We start from the raw sequence: 18880 nt of genomic DNA on the forward strand, positions 1-18880 counted from the left end.
GGCCGCAAGCCTGGGCCGCTCGGCTCTACATGGACGCTATGGGTGCGGCCGTGAACACGCCCTGTGCGGGCGATCTTACGCTCGCATATCGCGATCACTTGCCTCGTGCGGACTTTGTTGTCAGACTATAAGTGCCCGAGGCAATAGCTGAGGGAAGTGGTCCGTGTAGGAGGTCTCCGGGGCGTAAGTACCCCAGTAGGCAGCCCCCACCAGATGGTTTCCAGCCTTGCGCGCCCATCACGACTGAACACCCCGGTTTCTTGCGAGACCGGGGTTTCGTCGTTTCTACAGATATTCGACGGTCACCCGGTGGTTGATGGCCTTCCGAAACGAGCCGCCTCGACCCCAGGCCCACGCATGGACGTCGGGGATCCAGAGCAACGGGTTCCCTGGGCCGGCGGGCTCGTGGGTGTAGGTGAGTTCTGGGGAGCCACCCAGTGCGTCGTAGATGACCCTGCGGTCCTCTGTGTCCTGGGCGCAGGATTCGATGACGACCCGGTGGCCCCGAGGTCTTGGAGCTGGGTGAAAGTACGTGCCAGTGCCATGTCGCGGGCAGTGCGGGTGGGGCACTTCTTCGTCACGACGAACAGGTAGCTGTGGGCGTCGAGTTCGGCCACGCCTTTGACGATGCGTTTTGCGTCTTTGCCCATGTTCTTCATATGGATGCGCGATGCCCCTTTGGGGCACAGCTGCCTCATTTTGGTCTTGAGGGCCGTCACGTCGCCCGGTGTGATGGTGGCCGCGCACATCAGGAACTCACCCTTACGTCCGGACTCGTCGACAAACGCGTGCAACGGCGCCAACCTCTCAGGAAGGGGAGTTCTCGTACGGGGTCGGATTGTCCCGCACGAGAATTTTAGGCCCTAGCAGTTGGACGGAGCCGATGCTCCTGCGCCGAACTACATTCGAGGGCCGCGCCGTTCCTGGTCGATGCTCTGTTGCTGGGTGGCGATGGTGTGGTGGCGCTCGAGCTCGTGCTGCTGCTGGTGGTGCTGGTTCTCGTGATGCTGCTCGAGGTGCTCACGGTAGGTCTCGATGCTGGTGTGGACGTTGTTGAACGCGACTCGTTCGGTGTGCTCGTGCGGTCGGTCGCCGGCCACGGAGGTGGTGTCGGTGATCTCGTAGGTGTGCCGGTAGGCGTGGACCTCGGCGGCGGTGCGTGCCCATTCCTGGCGCAGTTGCGGGTCGTCGGGTCGTGGGCCGACTTCGGCGGTGAACGATGCCGGCACCATGTCGGTGGCCTCGTCGTGGCCGAGTGCGCGGGTGTGGTCGGCGTGCTCGGCGGAGATGTGGGTGTACTGGTCTCGGAGCTCTCCCGCAAGGGTGGTGTCGACGTGGTCGGCGTCGAGTGCGGGGGAGGGAACCCATCTGGGTGCGTTCGGGTTCGTGGGGTGCTGTCCTGCCGGTGCGATGGTGTCGAGGGCGTCGAGGATTCCGGCTGCTGTTGCACTCGATCGGGTGGTGGCCTTGACCTTCTCGCACAGTTCGGGCAGCGCGTAGTGACCGGTGTCGGTGAGTTCGCGCATCCGTCCGGCGGCGGTGTTCCAGCGTGGATCGTCGGTGCGGTCGACGAGTGCCGTGGCGATCGGGAAGTGCTCGCGCAGGACCGCGTCGTGATCGCGCAGCCATGCGGTGTTGGCGGCGAGGGTGGCCTGCTCGATGGCCGGGCCCATGTCGCGGATCAGGCCCATGACGGTGATGTCCTGGTCGCGGCCGCGGAGCTGCTGGGCGTGCCAGCCGAGGACTGCGTTGGGGTCGAGTCCGGCGAGGGTGGCTTTGCCGAGCTGACGGCCGAGCCGGTGCACACCGCGCTCGTGGGCCAGCCTTTCGGCGGTGGTGTCGTCGAACACGGCAGCCAGCGGCACGTTCACCCGCTGCTCGTCGACGCGCTTCTGCGTGGCCTCGTAGGCGCGGATGCTCTCGCCGATCCCCGGCTGTGGGGTGTGGTCGGGTCGGGCCTGGGCGTACTTGGCGGCGACTGTGCGGGCGTAGTCGTCGAGCTCTTTGTCGGTGCCGGCGACGCGCGGCGGCAGTGCCGGCAGTGCGACGCTCTCACCATCGGTGGTGTTGCCGAGCGGGATGGGGGAGTGGGTTTCGATGCGTGAGCGCAGGACGGCGGCGATGTTGCGGCTGGTGTGCAGTTCGCCGTCGTTGACCGCTGCGGTCAGGACGTGGGTGGCACTGTTGCCGCTGTTGTTGATCTGCGCCAGAGCGTCGCGGAGTGCTTGCCTGCTCTTCGGGTCACCGGCATCGATGGTGGCCAAGACCGCGGCGGGTAGCGCCCGGTCGAGGGTGGTGTCGAGCCAGTGCTCGTGCAGCCGGGTGTGCGCGGCGAGGTATGCCTCGCGGAGTCGTTCGGGGCTGCGGGCGTGAGCGGTGGCTTCCTTGAGTTCGGTGAGGGCAGCTTTGTGTCCGTTGTCGGCGGCGAGGATCTGGTTGAGCACCAGCCGTTCGGTGGGGGTGTCGAGTTCGGACAGGTGCATGCCCTCGGTGTCGAGGGTGACACCGGGTTCGGTGGAGACGTAGAGCCGGTTGTCGCTGCGGCCGCGAGTGAGCGCAACGTAGAGGCCGGCGCGGTTCATGTTGCCGGTCGGGCAGGTGTGGGAGGTGTCGACGGTGATGCCTTGGCTGCGGTGCACGGTGGCGGCGTAGCCGAGTTCGGTGTTCTCGCGCACGTACGTGGCGGGCAGTGTGATGGTGCCGGTGTGGGCTTTGCTGCGCACCACCAGGGAGCCGTCGGGGTTGACGGCGGTGACGGTCCACAGGTCGCCGTTGCGGACGAATGTGTTGCGTCGGCGGCCGCCGACGGCACGCAGTTCGCGGTTGTTGCGGCGCGTGAGGACGGTGTCACCGACTCCGGCGTGCAGCTCGTCGGACAGTGGGATGGCACCGGCCTCGGTGGCGATTCCGGTGGCCCGGTGGCGGGCTTGGACGGCGAGGTTCACCTCGCGCACGTCGTCGACGGTCGAGAGCATCACCATCGACGACAGGCCAGCGTCGGTATCGGCCAGGTAGCCGCGTACGGCGGCCTCGCGCATCTCTGTGGCTGTGCCGGCTTGCACCCAGCCGCGGTCGAAGTACAGGTCGAGGCTTTCGTTCTCACCCTTGCGGAGTGCGAGTGAGTTCTCGGCCTGTTGGAGGTCGTCACCGAAGCGCACGACGTCGGTCAGCTCGGGTGCACGGCTCTCTTCGGCGAGCATCCGGAACGCGCCACCGGTCTCGACGGCGTCGAGCTGTCCGGGGTCTCCGAGCAGTCGGACGATGGCTCCGTGATGCTGGGCGATCTCGGTGATCGCGGCCAGATCCTTGGTCGAGGCGAGGGAGGCTTCGTCGACCAGCAGCATCGTTCCGGGTGCGATGGTGACGCGGTCGGGAATGGTGCGGGCGGGGATTCCCATGTGCTCGTGCAGCCCGCGCCACGGGTAGGTCAGCGTCGCCAGGGTCAGCCCTTGCACACCGATCTCGTCGCCCAACACTTCGGCGGCGACAGCGGAGGGAGCGAGCGCGAGGACCTCGTGTCCGTAGTCCTGCCAGGTGTCGGACACGGCTTTCATGGCGGTGGTCTTGCCGGTGCCGGCAGGCCCGACTCCTGCGGCGACGAGCGCACCGGAACCGATGAAGTGTTCGGCCAGTGCGCGCTGTCCGGCGTTGAGACTGCGACCGTCCTTCTTCGCCGAGGACGTGATCACCCGGTCGAGTCGGCGCTGCGGGGCGATGTACGCGGTGGGTGTGCGGCTGGCGTCGAGGAGCGACTGTTCGGCGGCGATGACGCCGTGGGAGGTGTGTAGCGCGCTGCCGTGCGAGGTGAGGATGAACTCGCCGTCACGGCGGGTCAGAGCACTCGGAGCGTGGGGGACCACCTGGCCTACGGCGCCGGTAACCGGCTGGCAGCGCGCAGCAAGGGGGCGGTGATCCACTCTCGACAGGGCGTCGACGCCACTCGAACAGCATGGCGCGACCGCACTGCTGGCGGCCAGATTCGTGCCGGCCGGCCGGGTCGCGGTGAACGCGACGGCCGGCGCAACCCAATTCCCTTACCGAACCTTCTTCCTCGTCACCATCGCGGCGTCGGCTGCCTGGGCCGGGTACTGCGGGCTCATCGGGACTCTCGGTGCCCATTGGTCGAATGAGAATCCGCTGGCTGCTACCGCATTCGCGCTGGCCATGGCGCTGGCCGTCGGTGCAGCCGTCGATCTGAGTCGTCGCCGTCGAGCAACTCGTCGGCTGGAGGTCGCCGACTTCGAATCACGTTGATCCGGACCGGAGCCAAGCACAGCTCTACGCGCTTAGGCTCGCTCCGCCCACCAGAACGCCGGGACGGATGGAGTCCATGACCACCACAGCTGTACACGCCGATTTCGAGCAGCCCGAAACGGAAGCCGAGAAGCGCAAGCGGTTGCGCACGGTCGTCGCGGCCAGTCTGCTCGGGACGACCGTCGAGTGGTACGACTTCTTCCTGTACGCAACTGCCGCCGGGCTGGTGTTCAACGAACTTTTCTTCCCGGACGAGAGCTCTTTCATCGGAACCATGTTGGCGTTCGCCACCTTCGCCGTGGGCTTCGTGATGCGTCCGGTGGGCGGCCTCGTCTTCGGCCACATCGGCGACCGAATCGGGCGCAAGAAGACGCTGGCACTCACCATGTTCGTGATGGGAGTGGCCACCGCGCTCATGGGAGCACTTCCGACCGCAGCTCAGATCGGTGTGCTGGCACCGATTCTGTTGTTGCTACTGCGCATCCTGCAGGGATTCGCTCTCGGCGGCGAATGGGCCGGGGCCGTCCTGCTGTCCGTAGAGCACAGCCCGGCGAAGAAGCGCGGACTGTTCGGCTCGATCCCTCAGGTGGGCCTGGCGCTGGGTCTCGCTCTGGGAACCGCGGTCTTCGCCGCGTTGCAGACGGTCTTCGACGACGAACAGTTCCTCGCTTACGGGTGGCGAATCGCTTTCGCACTCAGCATCGTTCTGGTGGCAGTCGGTTTCGTGGTCCGCCTGAAGGTCGAAGAGACACCCGCCTTCGAGGAAGTGAGCAGACTGAAGGCTCGCTCGTCGGCGCCCGTCAAGGAGGTCCTGCGGGGAAGGAACACCCGCAACACGGTGTTAGGTTTGCTGTCTCGTTGGGGCGAAGGGGCAGCATTCAACACGTGGGGCGTTTTCGCGATCACCTACGCGACAGGGACACTGGCGTTCGACAAGGTGCAGGTTCTGCTCGTCGTCACCGTCGCAGCGCTCGTGATGGCGGCGCTACTTCCTTTGTCCGGCATCGCATCCGACCGCTACGGGGCACGGCGTGTGTACACCCTGGGCATCGCGCTGTACGGATTGGCTGTGTTCCCGGTGTTCGCACTGTTCGGAACCGAGAACCTACTGTGGTTCACGGTCGCGATGGTGCTGGTGTTCGGTGTGATTCACGCGCTGTTCTACGGCGCCCAGGGAACGTTGTACGCAGGTCTGTACCCCACCGAAATCCGCTACACCGGCTTGTCGGTCGTCTACCAGTTCTCCGGTATCTACGCGTCGGGACTGACGCCCCTGATCCTCGCCGGCCTCATCGCATCCACCGACGGTGCACCGTGGCTGGCCTGTGGATACTTGGTCGCGACTGCCCTGATCAGTGTCGTAGCCACGACACTGATCCGCCGGGAAGATCTACACCTGGCCGTGGACGCCCCGAACGACGAGTGACCCCGAGCGTCGAAAAATCGGTGGAATTCCGGGCAGGGTGCCCGGTGGCGTGACAGGCATGATCATTCAGTCGATCCTCCTCTAGGAGAACCTCCGAGCGCAGTCCACTCCGTGCCACGCACTGCTGGCTGCGTCGACCTGACCCATTCGCCGCAACACGCGGCTTCGGTCGGCGACCGATGCGCACATTCCCATACGGCACGTGGACCGTGTTCGTCGTGCGTTCCTCGGAGGAACAATGATCATCACATCCAGCGTCCCCGCGCATTCGAATGCTCAACTGACCGCATCCGACATCTGGCTTGCCCGCGGGGGAGAGCAGGTCCTCACCGGCGTGGACCTCACCGTTTCACCGCGGTCGCGGTGGGGCATCGTAGGCGAGAACGGTCGCGGCAAATCGACGCTGCTTCACGTTCTCGCCGGGACCCTCGAACCCGATTCGGGAACTGTACGGCGTTCCGGCCCGCTACGCATGGCGGAGCAGGAAACGACGAGCGACGACGGACGGACCGTCGGAACTCTGATCGACCTCGAACGTTTGGAGCGGTGACCGACTGGTCACGGCCGCTCACGGAACTTTCTGTGGGCCAACGGTATCGCGTACGCCTGGGCGCCCAGCTGGGCGCTCGTCACGACCTCCTCCTGTTGGACGAACCGACGAATCATATTTCGATCCTCCTCGTCGAAGATCTGAGCACAGCTCTCGACGTCACCGAGTCGACGGTGGTCGTGACCACTCACGATCGCCAGCTGTTGCGGGACATCGAGCACTGGGCCGCAAATGGCACTGAGTCGGCGCGGCCAGTCGGCAAGGCACCGACCCGACTATGCGCCGGAAGCCTGCCTCGAAAGTTCTTCGGCCGCTTCGCTCTCGATCTGCGGGAACTGCGCGCCCATGGCCTGCGCCAGCGCATTTGCGGCGGACAACGGGCGCACCATCACCTTCAGATCGTCGACCTTGCCATCGGCGTCGAGATGCAGGAAGTCGCATCCGTTGATCTTCTTCCCGTCCACGACCGCTTCGAACTCGAGCGCGTGGTCACGGCCGTCCGCACTGTGGAATTCGCGAACGTAGTGGAGTTCCTCGAAGACCCGCAGCACGCCTCGCAGGATTGCCGCCGTGATCACTTTGCCGGGATAGGGCTCGAACGCCACGGGGCTGGTGAAGACCACGTTCTCGGCCAGCTGGGCCGCAATTGCCTCGTGGTCGCCGGATTCGACTGCTTCGCGGAAGGTGCTCATTCGTGGGGACCTCTTTCTGGTGGGTGGTCAGCTTCGATGGTGCCTGGGAAACGTTTCGGCCGCTCGTACCGACATACAGTCGAAGTCCATGAAACGCCCATGAGTAAGGAAACCCATGAAGCTTCGTGCTCTTGCTGCCGGCGCGGCGATCGCCGCCACCGCTGCACTCGCCGTTCCCGGCATCGCCTCCGCGGACGACCCCGAATTTCCACGCGTCGGCGTCATGTACCCCGGCGCCTACCACCTGACCCAGCACCCCTCGAACGTGCTTGGCACGCCGCTCGCAGACTGCGATCTGCACGTCGCCCCGGACAGCGACTACGTGCGTCTCGAGTGCGCCCAGTTCAGCCGCGAGGGTCACCAGAGCCCCGTCGGTCCCGACCAGGCTTACGTGACCCTCGACGGCCTTCCGTTCGGGTTGTCGGTTCGCGACATCGACCCTCGACAGGGCCACTGGATCGGCACCATCAACATTGCACAGACCCCGATCGAGGTTCCGTACCCGTTCGCCGGCGTGACGTTGCAGCGTCGCTGATTCGGTCCGTCAGCTTCGCTCAGGCAGTCTGAACCGCGCCGCCGCGCAATTCGACGAGCGCGGTTCGGAGCCCGCGCCGTTTTCCGGTGATCGGGTCGACACCGAAGGTGTTCTGAACGCCCGAACGAACACCGGAACGTAGTTTCGAAGCTGAACACCGGAACGTAGTTTCGAAGCTGTCTCGGGGGCGTCGTCGGACGTGGCGACCAGCATCGCGTCCGGTAGCGCCAGTTTCGCGATGTTGCGGAAGGTGAGCCAGTACTGATGGGCGAGTGAACCCGTCGTGTACGGCAGATCGTACTTCTCGCACAGTGCACGATCCCGCACACCGATCTCCTCGAAACGATCGCTCGGCAGGTCCGGGAACAGATGATGCTCGATCTGGTGGCTCAGGTTGTCACTCATGAATCGCATGACCGGTCCGGCGTGGAAGTTCGCCGACCCGAGCACCTGTCCGGAGGTACCGGCGCGCCTGGTCTTCTTCTTCGTACTCCGCGACGGTGAACTTCTCTGCGCCGTCGGGGAACTGGCCGCAGAAGATGACGCCGTACGTCCAGAAATTTCGGATCACGTAGTCCTTGGCGGCTTGCTTCCCCGCACCTTCTCGACGTCGACGTGGTGCAACGCTATGAATCTCGGGGTCGTTCATCCAGTCCCATTGCCCGTGCATCACGTTGTGCCCGAGTTCCATGTTCTCGATGATCTTCGCCAGGCCCAGCATGGCGGCTTCGGCGACCCACGCGGGCTTCTTGTCACGCGCGGCGCGCCATCGCGCTTCAACGCGGGCTCGCCGCCGGTGGTTGCGCCTCGACGTCCGCTTCGGTCAGATGGGCGTATTCGTCGATATCTGTGATTGCCACCATTTCCTCCTACAGGTCGAGGGTGCACTCGCCGGACACGGCGGAGATGCAGGTCTGAATTCGTTCGCCTTCTCGGTGTTCTTCACCGGACCTGAGATCGCGCACGTAGCCCTCCTCCAGCGGAACGACGCACGTCTGGCAGATACCCATGCGGCAACCGAACGGCATCATGATGCCGAGATCCTCACCGGATTCGAGCAGCGTTGTGGCCCCGTCGATTTCGACTGTCTTACCGCTCTTCGCGAAATGGACGACACCGCCTTCACCACCCTTGTCGGTGCGCGCGATGTTGAATCGCTCGATGTGCAGGAGGTCGCGTGCCTCGACGTCGGTGAACACGCGCTCGACGTCGTCGAGCAGCTGGGTCGGGCCACATGCCCAGCACTGCCGCTCGCTGCATTCGGGAACGCGCCGGTGCAGTTCGTCGAGGTCGATCTTGCCCATCGACCGCGTCAGCTGAAGGTCGAGGGTGTAGTGGTCTACGTCGCGGGCGAGCACTACCAACTCGTCGAGGAAAGATGACGCTCTCAGGGTCGGGGCGGAGTGCAGATGCACGTTCTCCGGAGTGTGTCATCGGGTCTTCAACGTGCGAAACATCGCGATCACGGGAGTGATGACTGCCGGCGCTCACGAAAAGAACCTTCACGGTGGTGGCTCCGGCAGTGAGAAGTCACCCTTCGGCGCCGCCAATCTGATGATCGTTCCCGGCTCGACACCGTCGACGAGGTGGGCCGACAGAAACCCGCCCGGGTTGGCCTTCACCGTCACCGAGATCAGGTCCTCCTCCGACCCCGCGACAGACGTCAGCGAATACGACGGCCAGTGCCATCGGCCGCCGACCTGTAGACCGATACCGAGGTACTGTCCGGACACGTATCCGCGACATCCCCAGCCCGTCTCGATGACCACGGTGGCCGAGTCCTCGGTCTCCTTCTGGACCGCCACGACCCGTCCTCGAAGTTCAGCGCAGACCACAGTGGATTGATCAGGTGCAGATAGTCGTCGGGCAGCGGGGTCGTCGCACGGGCCACGAGCCCTCGCAGGACGTTGACCGCAGGCGTCCGAGCTTCGACATCTTCTGCCGGCCGTTTGCTCCACTCGAGGACGGGCATACGACTTCCCTTCTGGCGTTCAGTGCACACCCGTACTCCGAACCATTCGGTGCTCGCAGAGTCCACGCCGCACCGATATCAGTGACGATAGCCGTCACCGCAGGTCCGAGCTGACGGAATCGGCAGCTCGGCGTAGGCTCTGGAAATCATGGAGAGCACCCCTTTCGGCCGCGTCATCACCGCGATGGTGACGCCGATGCACCAAGACGGATCGATCGACTACGAAGGCCTGCAACGCCTGGCCGTTCACCTCGCCGACCACGGCCACGACGGGCTCTTGGTAAACGGCACGACGGGTGAATCTCCGACAACCACCGACGACGAGGACTACGCCTGCGTGCAGGCCGTCGTCGAAGCGGTCGGCGATCGCGTGTCCGTGATGGCCGGGTGCGGCACCAACGACACCGAGCACTCCGCGCGAGCTGCACGAGAGATGGTCGCCCGGGGCGCCGACTCCCTGCTCGTCGTCACCCCGTACTACAACAAGCCGCCGCAGGACTGCATCCTCGAACATTTCCGACTCGTGGCAGAAGCCGGCGACGGCACCCCGGTGATGCTCTACGACATCCCCGGCCGCACCGGCACCGCCCTCACCACCGACACGATTCGCCGCGCAGCGGAGATCGAGCACGTGAAGGCACTCAAGGACGCCAAGGGCGACTTCTTCGAGGCGAGCCGGCTCATGGCCGAGACAGACCTTCTCTGGTACTCCGGCGACGACATCGTCAATCTTGCCCACCTGGCGCAGGGTGCAACCGGAATCGTGTCCGTCGTCGGGCACGTCGCGGGCGACCTATACGCGGAGATGATCGCTGCGGTCGACAGCGGCGACCTCCCACTCGCGCGAAAGATCCACACCCGACTGATCCCCGCGGTGGACGCGATCATGCACACCTCCCAGGGCGCAATCCAGGCCAAGGCCGCCCTGAAGATGTTGGGAATCATCGAATCGGACCAGCTCCGCATGCCGCTTCGTCAAGGACCGCCGGAGCACGCCGAACGCCTGCGGGCAGGCCTTACCGCATCCGGTCTGATCTGACCTCGCCGACCGAACTGCACCGCGCAACGAACCTGAAGGAAGTTATCAGCGCGAGTGGTGCTACCCGGTGTTCTGTCCGTCTGCACGTGTGGCGGAGATGAGCTGTTCGCGCGCCCGCGCCACGCGGGATCGGACCGTCCCGATCGGGCACCCGCACACGTTCGCCGCCTCCTCATAGGACAACCCGAGGACTTGCGTGAGAACCAGGGCCTCGCGTCGGTCCGCAGGCAAGGCGGCGAGCAGCATGCGTACCTCGACGAGGTCCTCGGAGCCGTTTCGCGGCGGAGCGGAGGCCGCCTGCGCGGCGTCGGCTGCTGCGATCCAGTCGTCGCTGCCGACGAGGCGGGGCCGTGACAGCGCGGACCGCACCTGGTCGACCACCACCCGGCGTGCGATCGAGAGCAGCCACGTGCGTGCCGAGGACTGCGCCGCGAACCTGGGCAACGACTTCATTGCCCGCAGATAGGTTTCCTGGGTCAGATCGTCTGCGGCCGGGACCGAACTCAGATGCGCGAGGAAACGCCATACATCGCGTTGCGTTTCCCTGATGAACGATTCCAGTGCCCGGTGATCCCCTCGGCCGGCAGCGAGCGCCAACTCGGTGGTGTGCGCGTCGTGCTCGGCCCGGGATGTCACGCACGACAGAATAGGGGACAGGCGGTGGGAACTTTCCGGCAACCCTGCGCGACACTGTAGGGGTGGACTGCTCACTCGCGCGCGAAGCTCTGTCAGCGCGCATCGACGGAGAACGGGAGCCCGTGCCCTCCGCGCGCACCGATGAACATCTCGACAGTTGCGCCCAATGTCGGGCGTGGTACGCCTCGACCACCGCACTGACCCGTGAGCTCCGTGTGGGCTCGGCCGTGCGGACACCGGACCTGACATCGGACATTCTGGATGCGGTCGGGGTTCCCGTACCGCGGACTCGGCCTCAGCGGGCACTGCGGTGGGTAACCCGCGATCACCCCTGGAGGGCCGCGCTTGCGGTGATCGCTCTGGCCCAGATCGGTCTCGGTGTCGCCCAGGTCGCCGGTATCGGACACGATCACAGCAGTGATGCCATGGATATGGGGTCTTCGGCGATGACCGGGCATCTGTTCAACGAGAGCACGGCATGGAACATCGCGGTCGGCGTCGGTTTCCTGATCGCTGCGTGTCGGCCTGCGGCCACCGCCGGGTTGATGCCCATGCTGGCCACGTTCACCGTACTTCTGGCAGCGTTCGTGATCACCGATTCGATCGCCGGCCAGGTCACCGTCGAGCGGGTCGCCTCGCACGCCGCCATCGCGATCGGGGTGCTGGTCTGCGTGATGGTTCGACGCCGGGAGAAGCGGCCGAGTTCACCGTCTCCGCACCGGCGTCCGGTGGACACCGACGACGACATCGACCTTCCCGAGGGTGCGCGGTACGGGCGTCGTCGCGGTCATCTGCGGGGCGCGAACGACCCCGCAGCGTGATCGTGAGCATGTAGAGGCGGCACGTTCGAGCGGCCGCAGCCCCAACACTCCACAGTACCGAGGAAAGAACTGATCGACATGTCCCTGAGCGCGCCCTTGACCGTCGGCCCGAGCGGCGGCGATGCACCGGATGCCACCGACACCGTTCGTATCGCACTCGCGGTCAGCGGAATGACGTGCGGCGCCTGCGCCAATCGTGTCGAACGAAAGCTGAACAAGGTCGACGGAGTACGGGCGTCGGTGAACTACGCCACCGCGGTGGCCACCATCGAAGCGCCCTCGTCGAGTACACCGGAGCAGCTGTGCGACGTCGTCGAAGCCGCCGGATACGCAGCCGAACCGTTCGTCGATCACGCCCGCGTCGACACCTCCACCGAGGATGCGCGCACGCGCGATCTCTTCCGGCGCTTCGTGGTGGCGCTGGTGTTGTTCATGCCTCTCGCGGATCTGTCGATCATGTTCGCCGTGGTTCCCAGCACACGCATCATCGGCTGGCAGTTCATCCTCCTGGCCTTGGCCATCCCGGTCGTCGGGTGGGCCGCTCTGCCGTTCCACCGTGCAGCACTCGCGGGCGTGAGACACCGCACGTCGACCATGGACACGCTCGTGTCCTCGGGCATCCTCGCCGCGACCGGCTGGTCGGTCTACTCGATGTTCTTTCGCACCTCGACGGCGGACGAAAGCCGCGGCGTCTGGGCCGCCATCGTTGCGAGCGACTCGATCTACCTCGAGGTGGCAGCGGGGGTCACCGTCTTCGTCCTCGCGGGCCGATACTTCGAGGCCAAGGCAAAAGGCCGTGCAGGCGGAGCGTTGCGTGCGTTGGCCGAATTGGGGGCACGCGATGTGTCGGTGCTCCTGCGCAGCGGAGAAGAGCTCCGCATTCCCGTGGCGGAGCTAGAGGAAGGGCAGCGGTTCGTCGTCCGCCCCGGAGAAGTCGTCGCCGCTGACGGTCTCGTGGTCGAGGGCAGCTGCACCGTCGACACCTCCGCTATGACGGGGGAGTCGTTACCGGTGGACAAAGACACCGGATCAGCAGTGACCGGCGGGACTGTCGTGCTGGACGGACGGCTGATCGTCGAGGCAGCGGCAGTCGGCGCGGACACCGCTCTGGCCGGAATGATCCGGCTCGTCGACGCCGCGCAGTCGGGAAAGGCCGATCTACAGCGCCTCGCCGACCGTATCTCCGGGGTCTTCGTTCCCATCGTGTTCGTGCTGTCCGCGCTCACCTTCGCCGGCTGGATGTTCGGCAGCGGCGACCTCGACACCGCCGTCAGTGCCGCGCTTGCAGTGTTGATCATCGCGTGTCCCTGCGCGCTCGGACTGGCCACTCCTACAGCGCTGATGGTTGCGTCAGGCCGCGGAGCGCAACTCGGCGTGTTCATCAAAGGACATCATGCGCTCGAAGCCACGCGGGCCGTCGATACCGTCGTGTTCGACAAGACCGGAACCATCACCACCGGTTCGCTGGCATTCGAATCCATCGTCGTCGCACCCGGGGAGAACCACGACGAGATGCTGGTCTTGGCCGCGGCAGTCGAACACGCCTCAGAACATGCGATCGCCGAGGCGATCGTCGGCGCAGCCCTCGCCCGCACCGACGCCGTGCCGCCGGTGGACGACTTCACCGCGTTGCCCGGTTTGGGAGCACGCGGGCGTGTCGAGGGCCGCGCGGTCGAGATCGGTCGGCGCCGCTTGTTCGAGAATCGCGACTGGCCCATTCCACGCGTACTACGGCAGGCGCAAGCCGACAGTGAGAAAACCGGTGCGACAGCGGTGTATCTGGCCGTTGACGGCGAAGTGCGTGCAGTACTGATCGTGTCCGACACGATCAAACCGTCTGCCGCGGCGGCGGTTGCACACGTGCAGACCCTTGGACTGCGCACCCTGCTGGTAACCGGGGACAATGCGTTCGCCGCCCAAGCTGCCGCCGACGAAGTCGGGATCGACGACGTCATCGCCGAAACGATGCCCGAAGGGAAAGTCGACATCGTCACCTCGCTGCAACGATCAGGACGGACCGTGGCAATGGTCGGCGACGGCATCAACGACGGACCTGCTTTGGCCGCAGCGGACCTGGGTCTGGCGATCGGCGCCGGCACAGACGTCGCCATCGGTGCCGCGGACATCATCGTCGTTCGAGACGATCTCAGCGCCGTCGTGGATTCGTTGGGCCTGGCCAAATCCACCCTGGCAACCATCAAAGGCAACATGGTGTGGGCGTTCGGATACAACATCGCCGCCATTCCCGTCGCGGCCGCAGGTCTGCTCAACCCCCTGTTGGCCGGCGCCGCCATGGCGTTCTCGTCGTTCTTCGTCGTCTCGAACAGCCTGCGTCTGCGCCGCTACCACAGCACTGCGACCGACCATTCGGAGTGACCACTACGTCACTGTGACTACGTACTCGCGTGAAACACGTTGAGCAGATGTCACTTTCGCGTGCGGGACAGTTGCGCCAACATTGCGTTGTAGGCTTCGAGCTCGTCGTCGTTGTTATGGTCTGCGACCCGGTCCTCACGAACCTCGGTTCTTCGGTCGTGACGTGCCCACTGGGTAACCAACGCGATGACCACGAGCACCAACGGCACCTCACTCGATGCCCAGGCCAGTCCTCCGCCGAAGCTCTGATCGCTCGCCAGATCCTGGACCCACGGCAGGTCGAGGTAGCGGTAGAAGGTGCCGCCGATGATTCGGTCCATCGTCATCACCGCGATACCGAAGAAGGCGTGAAACGGCATGACTGCGAACAACAACGCCAGGCGTCCGAGATGGGGCAGCCGCTTGGGGCCGGGGTCGATACCGATGATGATCCAGTAGTAGAGGTAGCCGGTGACGAGGAAGTGAATGTTCATCAGCTCGTGTCCCCAGTGATAGCGGACGAGTTCGTCGAACAGCGGGCTGAAATACACTGCATAGAGCGAGAGAACGAACAACCCGACAGCGACCGCGGGGTTGGACAGAAACCTCATCACCGGTGAGTGAACGACCAGAACGATCCATTCTCGTGGCCCGGGCATGGAGCCGTCGTGGGCGGGTGGGATCGCGCGCAGGGCCAGGGTGACCGGCCCGCCGAGAACGAGCAACACCGGTACGAACATGTTCAAGGTCATGTGAACACCCATGTGCACACTGAACATCGCCGACCCGTACGCGCCGACTCCCGAGCTCGTGGCAAGCAGCATTGCCACACATCCGGTCATCCACGCGACAATGCGTCCGGCCGGCCAGTTGTCTCCTCTGCCACGCAGGCGCAGAACTGCCCACACGTACACCACAGCCAGCACCACCGCTGCGCTGCCGGTGACGAAATCGAATCGCCAGAACGTCGCGAACCGGCCGAACGAGGGTGGGCCGGGGGGCTCGAATCCGATCAACACGTCGTAGACAGTGGCAGGAGAAGTCAGGAACACCGGGGCGGGTTGTACCGCCATCAATACTGCAGCCGACCACACCATCAGCAGCGCGGCCGAGACGACCGCTACCAGTAGCGAAGACCGACCGCGGCTACGCCGGCGGAGGAGAAGGGCAACGACGCATCCCGCTGCGACGAGTACCCCCGCAGCGACGGCGAAGGCAAGGCGTCCGTACGAGGAACTCGATATTGCACCGATCGGCAGAAGAATGCTCGCCAACACCACCGATAGGCCCACCACGAGAACTGCTGCGCATCCTGCAACAACCGCATACCGCGACACTGCGACAACAAGATCCGGATCGTCGGGGTCACCGCCGCGCCGGATCTGAGACCGCAAGGACAGGGTCATCCCGGTCCACACCGACAACGCAAGAACCGCCACGATCACGGCGCTGGTGGCAATGTCGTGATCGTGGCCCTGCCCGGCATTGCCCACGACCCACGCAGGAAGAACCGCCACCGCAGCGACGGCCGATGCGAGTGCCATCGGAACCCAGTTCAGTGTCCACCTGGTGATCACGGTGACCACCAGCGCTCCTGCCGCGGTGACCATCCAGGCCTTCGGGGCCTCGTTCGGGGAGACCAGATCGGCAATGACTCCACGCCGCACGGCATCGAAGACTCCGATTCCGGTGGAGTCGGCCGCCGACACCGGGATCAACACCACCGCCGACACCAGCAAGACCGCACTCGATCGGCTCGCGATCAACAAGGAGCCGTACCCATCGGGACCGATCCGGCCGCGGCGCGTAATACGGGTGCACACCAGTGCGTGTACCAGCGACCCCACGGTCATCGCGCCGGTGAGAGAAGCGATCAACCGGACCAGAACGTACGTCAGCGCGGTGAACGCACCGGGAAACGCATCCCCACTCGCCGAGTACCGGCTCTCGCCGGAGACCACCGTAACCACGACGGCGGCGGCAACCGTGCATGCGAGGGCCCCGACGACGAGGCACTTCGAAAAGCCTCTACGCCCGAACATTGTGCGGAGAACTGCGGTCACGGAACCTCATTAGACGTCAGTGCGGCATCGGTGAAGTCACAGGGGTGCACGATGCCGCAACCTCGAGGGTCACATCGCACCGATCATGATCGCCATCCCGCCTGCCATCGCCACCTCACAGGCTGCCGCCACGGACGGCAGACGCGACACCCGGAGCACCGCTACTGCTGTTCCACCCGCTGTCGTGGTTCTGCCTTGCGCCGCCGCCGAGGTCGGTGACGCGGTGAGTGCGGCAGCTTGCTCGGCAACGAACATTCGGTACAACCACACGATCGCCGCAACCGTGAAGGCGACTGTCAACGCAAGTGATACTGCCGATATCCACCCTGGCGCGGACGCGGCGCCGGCCGAATGTGCGTGGCCGCTCATGTCCATTCCAGGTACGTGGCCCCCGTGCCCGGCCATACCCTCCATCGAGGGTTCGGCCGCGTGATCGTGCGCGGGCGCGCCCGGAAGCCATCCGGCCATGACCGCGATCATCCACACCATCGCAGCCATCATGAACGCGTGATAGCCACCCATCGCCAGACCGTGGACGTGCTCGTCGACGGTGCTGTGACCCCGTGCGGCGCGAGTGCGCGCCGCCGCGACCGCGAACCACACGGTCGCTGCAGCGAAGAACACACCCTGCGGCACGAGCGGAACACCCAGACCCCACGGCCACGCCATCGCGATCATCGCCGCGCACATCGCCAGATGGAAGCCGTGATCGATACGCACAGTCGCTCGCCGTACCACCGTGATGCGATACACGCAGTATGCGGCGGCAAAGACGAACAACAAGGTGCAGATCCATCGCAGGGAACTGTCAGCAATCATGCCTTGTCCCGTCCTTCAGTCGAATCGACCATTGATATGTGCCCTTCCCGCAACTGATCGCCTGGAATCGTTCCGTTTCGCTCACGCGCAGGCAGCGACGCAGTTTCGAGGGCGGTCCCGCGGGATCGCCTGTGATGGCGCACACCCAACGCGACGTCGACCGCGACGAACACTGCGAGCGTGATCCCGAACAACGGCATGTACCAGCCCAGGAGCACCGCGATCACCACCGCGGTCACTGCCGCCCACGGCGGCATCCGTCGCAGCGCTCCGCGTTTGGCCGGTGGTCCGAACGTCAGTCCCCGTGCGCGAGTCGGGCGGCGCAGCCACCACATCTGATACCCGCGGATGATCACCGCGATCAGTCCGATGGCGGTGAGCGCCAAAAGAATCTGATTGACCAGACCGAACAGAATGCCCATGTGAGCGTCGATGGTCCAGTTGGTCATCTTCGCCATGAACGGCCAGTTCGCGAACTCGACCTTGTCGGTCACCTGACCAGAGTCGGCATCTACCGCTACCGAGTCGTAGCGAGTCGGCCAATCGCGTTTGGCCTCTTGAACTTTCCATGCCTGTCCGTCACCCGCGGGAGGAATGATCTCCATCGGCGTCTGTAGTCCCGCGGCCCGAGCCGCGGCGTCGACACCGTCGATACCGACGCCCTCGTCGATGACCGAATCGGTCACCGGTGCTGCGGCTTCACCGTGATGGCCACCGCCACCCGTACCCGATCCCGTCGGATCGGTCTCCACCGACGGGGTCGTCCACGACAACGCCGTCCGCACGTCACCGATCGTTTCTCCGGCATGCCGTGACCAGGTCAGACCTGTGATCGACAGCAGCAGCAGTGCTGCGATGATCCACACCCCGACTGTCCCGTGCCAGGACAGTGCCCGCGTGCGGCCCTTTCGATTCGTCTCCGGGACCAGTGCCGCCTTGGTTGCCTTGGCCGCCGAGCCGGAGCGTTGGCGAACCCTGGAGATCCACAGCACCAGCCCGCCGAGAGCGACCACCCACAGCCAGCTCGCGGCCAATTCGCTGTAGTTGCGGCCCAGATCGCCGAGGTGCAGGTTGCGGTGCAGCTCGTCGATCCATGCCCGCACAGGGAGCCACTCGCCGAACGTGGTGAGCTCGCCGCGCACCTGTGCGGTGTATGGGTCGACGAACACGGTCCGCCCATAATCGGTGGGCACATCGTCGACCGCCAGGACCACGCGGGTGGTGCCTTCGGCGTCGATCGGTGGCCGCACCTCGGTGATCGTGCCTTCCGGGTGGGCGGCGCGGGCAGCGGCAACCTGCTCACCGAGCGGAAGCGCGCGCTCACCGACCTGATCGACCGTCAGTTCGTCGCGGTGTACGTAATCGGAGAGCTGCGGGGTGACGGTGTAGAGCAGACCCGTCACCGCAGCGATGAGGAGAAACGGGCCCACCAGGATGCCCGCATAGAAGTGAAGACGAAGTACGAACGGCCGCAGTTGCGGCCACAGAGGCGCCCTCGGCTCCGGTGGCGGTCTGTCACCGGGCGCTGGCGGTCGATCGATTTCACTGGTGGACATGCGGTTCGTTCCTTCTCCTCGGGCCACACAAGCTGTGGGCCTTCTCTGTCACTAGTCGGGCCGGCACGAGAGAAGTTCCCGAGCACGTGCGGTATCTCGCCGGCCTGGGAACCGATCGGGTTATTCCTGCGACTTCCTGGCTGGGTACACCGTCCGAATCGG

13 protein-coding genes and 3 pseudogenes are annotated in these 18880 nt (G+C 65.2%); 7 read left to right on the forward strand and 9 right to left on the reverse strand.

All coding sequences use genetic code 11. The annotated features are described in order from the left end of the window. Positions 1 to 899: 899 nt before the first annotated feature. Positions 900 to 3917, reverse strand: a complete 3018-nt coding sequence (locus ACFWO3_RS05940) for an ATP-dependent RecD-like DNA helicase (protein ID WP_378574774.1) — start codon at positions 3915 to 3917, stop codon at positions 900 to 902. 25 nt (positions 3918 to 3942) lie between these two features. Here ACFWO3_RS05940 and ACFWO3_RS05945 point away from each other — a divergent pair. The 3 genes and pseudogenes from ACFWO3_RS05945 to ACFWO3_RS05955 form a co-directional block, all read left to right on the forward strand. Beyond that, positions 3943 to 4254 (forward strand): annotated as a pseudogene (locus ACFWO3_RS05945) (DedA family protein); the annotation flags it as partial. Between the two features lie 76 nt (positions 4255 to 4330). Next, positions 4331 to 5680 (forward strand): MFS transporter, encoded by a 1350-nt coding sequence (locus tag ACFWO3_RS05950; RefSeq protein ID WP_378574777.1) that lies wholly within the window; start codon positions 4331 to 4333, stop codon positions 5678 to 5680. A 238-nt stretch (positions 5681 to 5918) separates the two neighbouring features. Next, on the forward strand, positions 5919 to 6230 hold the full coding sequence (locus ACFWO3_RS05955; protein ID WP_378574779.1) for an ATP-binding cassette domain-containing protein: 312 nt from the start codon (positions 5919 to 5921) through the stop codon (positions 6228 to 6230). A gap of 8 nt (positions 6231 to 6238) precedes the next feature. Here the strand turns inward: ACFWO3_RS05955 and ACFWO3_RS05960 are convergent, their stop codons facing one another. After that, positions 6239 to 6421 carry a hypothetical protein gene (locus ACFWO3_RS05960; protein ID WP_378574781.1) on the reverse strand — a complete coding sequence of 61 codons (183 nt, stop codon included), beginning with the start codon at positions 6419 to 6421 and terminating at the stop codon, positions 6239 to 6241. An 84-nt stretch (positions 6422 to 6505) separates the two neighbouring features. Beyond that, positions 6506 to 6922, reverse strand: coding sequence for a nuclear transport factor 2 family protein (locus ACFWO3_RS05965; RefSeq protein ID WP_378574784.1), 417 nt, complete (start codon positions 6920 to 6922; stop codon positions 6506 to 6508). Positions 6923 to 7037: 115 nt separating this feature from the next. Here ACFWO3_RS05965 and ACFWO3_RS05970 point away from each other — a divergent pair, with 115 nt between their 5' ends. After that, positions 7038 to 7457, forward strand: a complete 420-nt coding sequence (locus tag ACFWO3_RS05970; protein WP_378574787.1) for a hypothetical protein — start codon at positions 7038 to 7040, stop codon at positions 7455 to 7457. 19 nt (positions 7458 to 7476) lie between these two features. Here the strand turns inward: ACFWO3_RS05970 and ACFWO3_RS05975 are convergent. Together ACFWO3_RS05975 and ACFWO3_RS05980 are read right to left on the reverse strand one after the other, a co-directional pair. Further along, positions 7477 to 8317, reverse strand: a pseudogene (locus ACFWO3_RS05975) (fatty acid desaturase family protein). A gap of 9 nt (positions 8318 to 8326) precedes the next feature. Then, positions 8327 to 9429: pseudogene (locus ACFWO3_RS05980) on the reverse strand (ferredoxin reductase). Positions 9430 to 9577: 148 nt separating this feature from the next. Between ACFWO3_RS05980 and dapA the strand changes: the two are divergent. Beyond that, entirely contained in the window at positions 9578 to 10468 is an 891-nt protein-coding gene (gene dapA, locus ACFWO3_RS05985; RefSeq protein WP_378574790.1) for a 4-hydroxy-tetrahydrodipicolinate synthase, read from the forward strand. A gap of 60 nt (positions 10469 to 10528) precedes the next feature. Here dapA and ACFWO3_RS05990 read toward each other — a convergent pair whose 3' ends face one another. Further along, positions 10529 to 11104 (reverse strand): sigma-70 family RNA polymerase sigma factor, encoded by a 576-nt coding sequence (locus ACFWO3_RS05990; RefSeq protein ID WP_378574793.1) that lies wholly within the window; start codon positions 11102 to 11104, stop codon positions 10529 to 10531. Between the two features lie 62 nt (positions 11105 to 11166). On the opposite strand from ACFWO3_RS05990, the gene ACFWO3_RS05995 reads away from it, so the two are divergent. Continuing rightward, positions 11167 to 11925, forward strand: coding sequence for a zf-HC2 domain-containing protein (locus ACFWO3_RS05995; protein ID WP_378574795.1), 759 nt, complete (start codon positions 11167 to 11169; stop codon positions 11923 to 11925). 78 nt (positions 11926 to 12003) lie between these two features. Then, positions 12004 to 14301, forward strand: a complete 2298-nt coding sequence (locus ACFWO3_RS06000; RefSeq protein ID WP_378574798.1) for a heavy metal translocating P-type ATPase — start codon at positions 12004 to 12006, stop codon at positions 14299 to 14301. Between the two features lie 50 nt (positions 14302 to 14351). On the opposite strand, the gene ACFWO3_RS06005 is transcribed toward ACFWO3_RS06000, so the two are convergent. The 3 genes from ACFWO3_RS06005 to ACFWO3_RS06015 all read right to left on the reverse strand — a co-directional run bounded on the left by ACFWO3_RS06005 (position 14352) and on the right by ACFWO3_RS06015 (position 18718). Continuing rightward, positions 14352 to 16343, reverse strand: coding sequence for a cytochrome c oxidase assembly protein (locus tag ACFWO3_RS06005; RefSeq protein ID WP_378574800.1), 1992 nt, complete (start codon positions 16341 to 16343; stop codon positions 14352 to 14354). Between the two features lie 69 nt (positions 16344 to 16412). Next, positions 16413 to 17162 carry a DUF5134 domain-containing protein gene (locus tag ACFWO3_RS06010; RefSeq protein WP_378574803.1) on the reverse strand — a complete coding sequence of 250 codons (750 nt, stop codon included), beginning with the start codon at positions 17160 to 17162 and terminating at the stop codon, positions 16413 to 16415. Beyond that, on the reverse strand, positions 17159 to 18718 hold the full coding sequence (locus ACFWO3_RS06015) for a PepSY-associated TM helix domain-containing protein (RefSeq protein ID WP_378574806.1): 1560 nt from the start codon (positions 18716 to 18718) through the stop codon (positions 17159 to 17161). The genes ACFWO3_RS06010 and ACFWO3_RS06015 overlap by 4 nt, the downstream gene beginning before the upstream one ends. Positions 18719 to 18880: the final 162 nt, after the last annotated feature.

Source organism: Rhodococcus sp. NPDC058521 (genome assembly GCF_042719695.1).
Lineage (GTDB): Bacteria > Actinomycetota > Actinomycetes > Mycobacteriales > Mycobacteriaceae > Rhodococcus_F.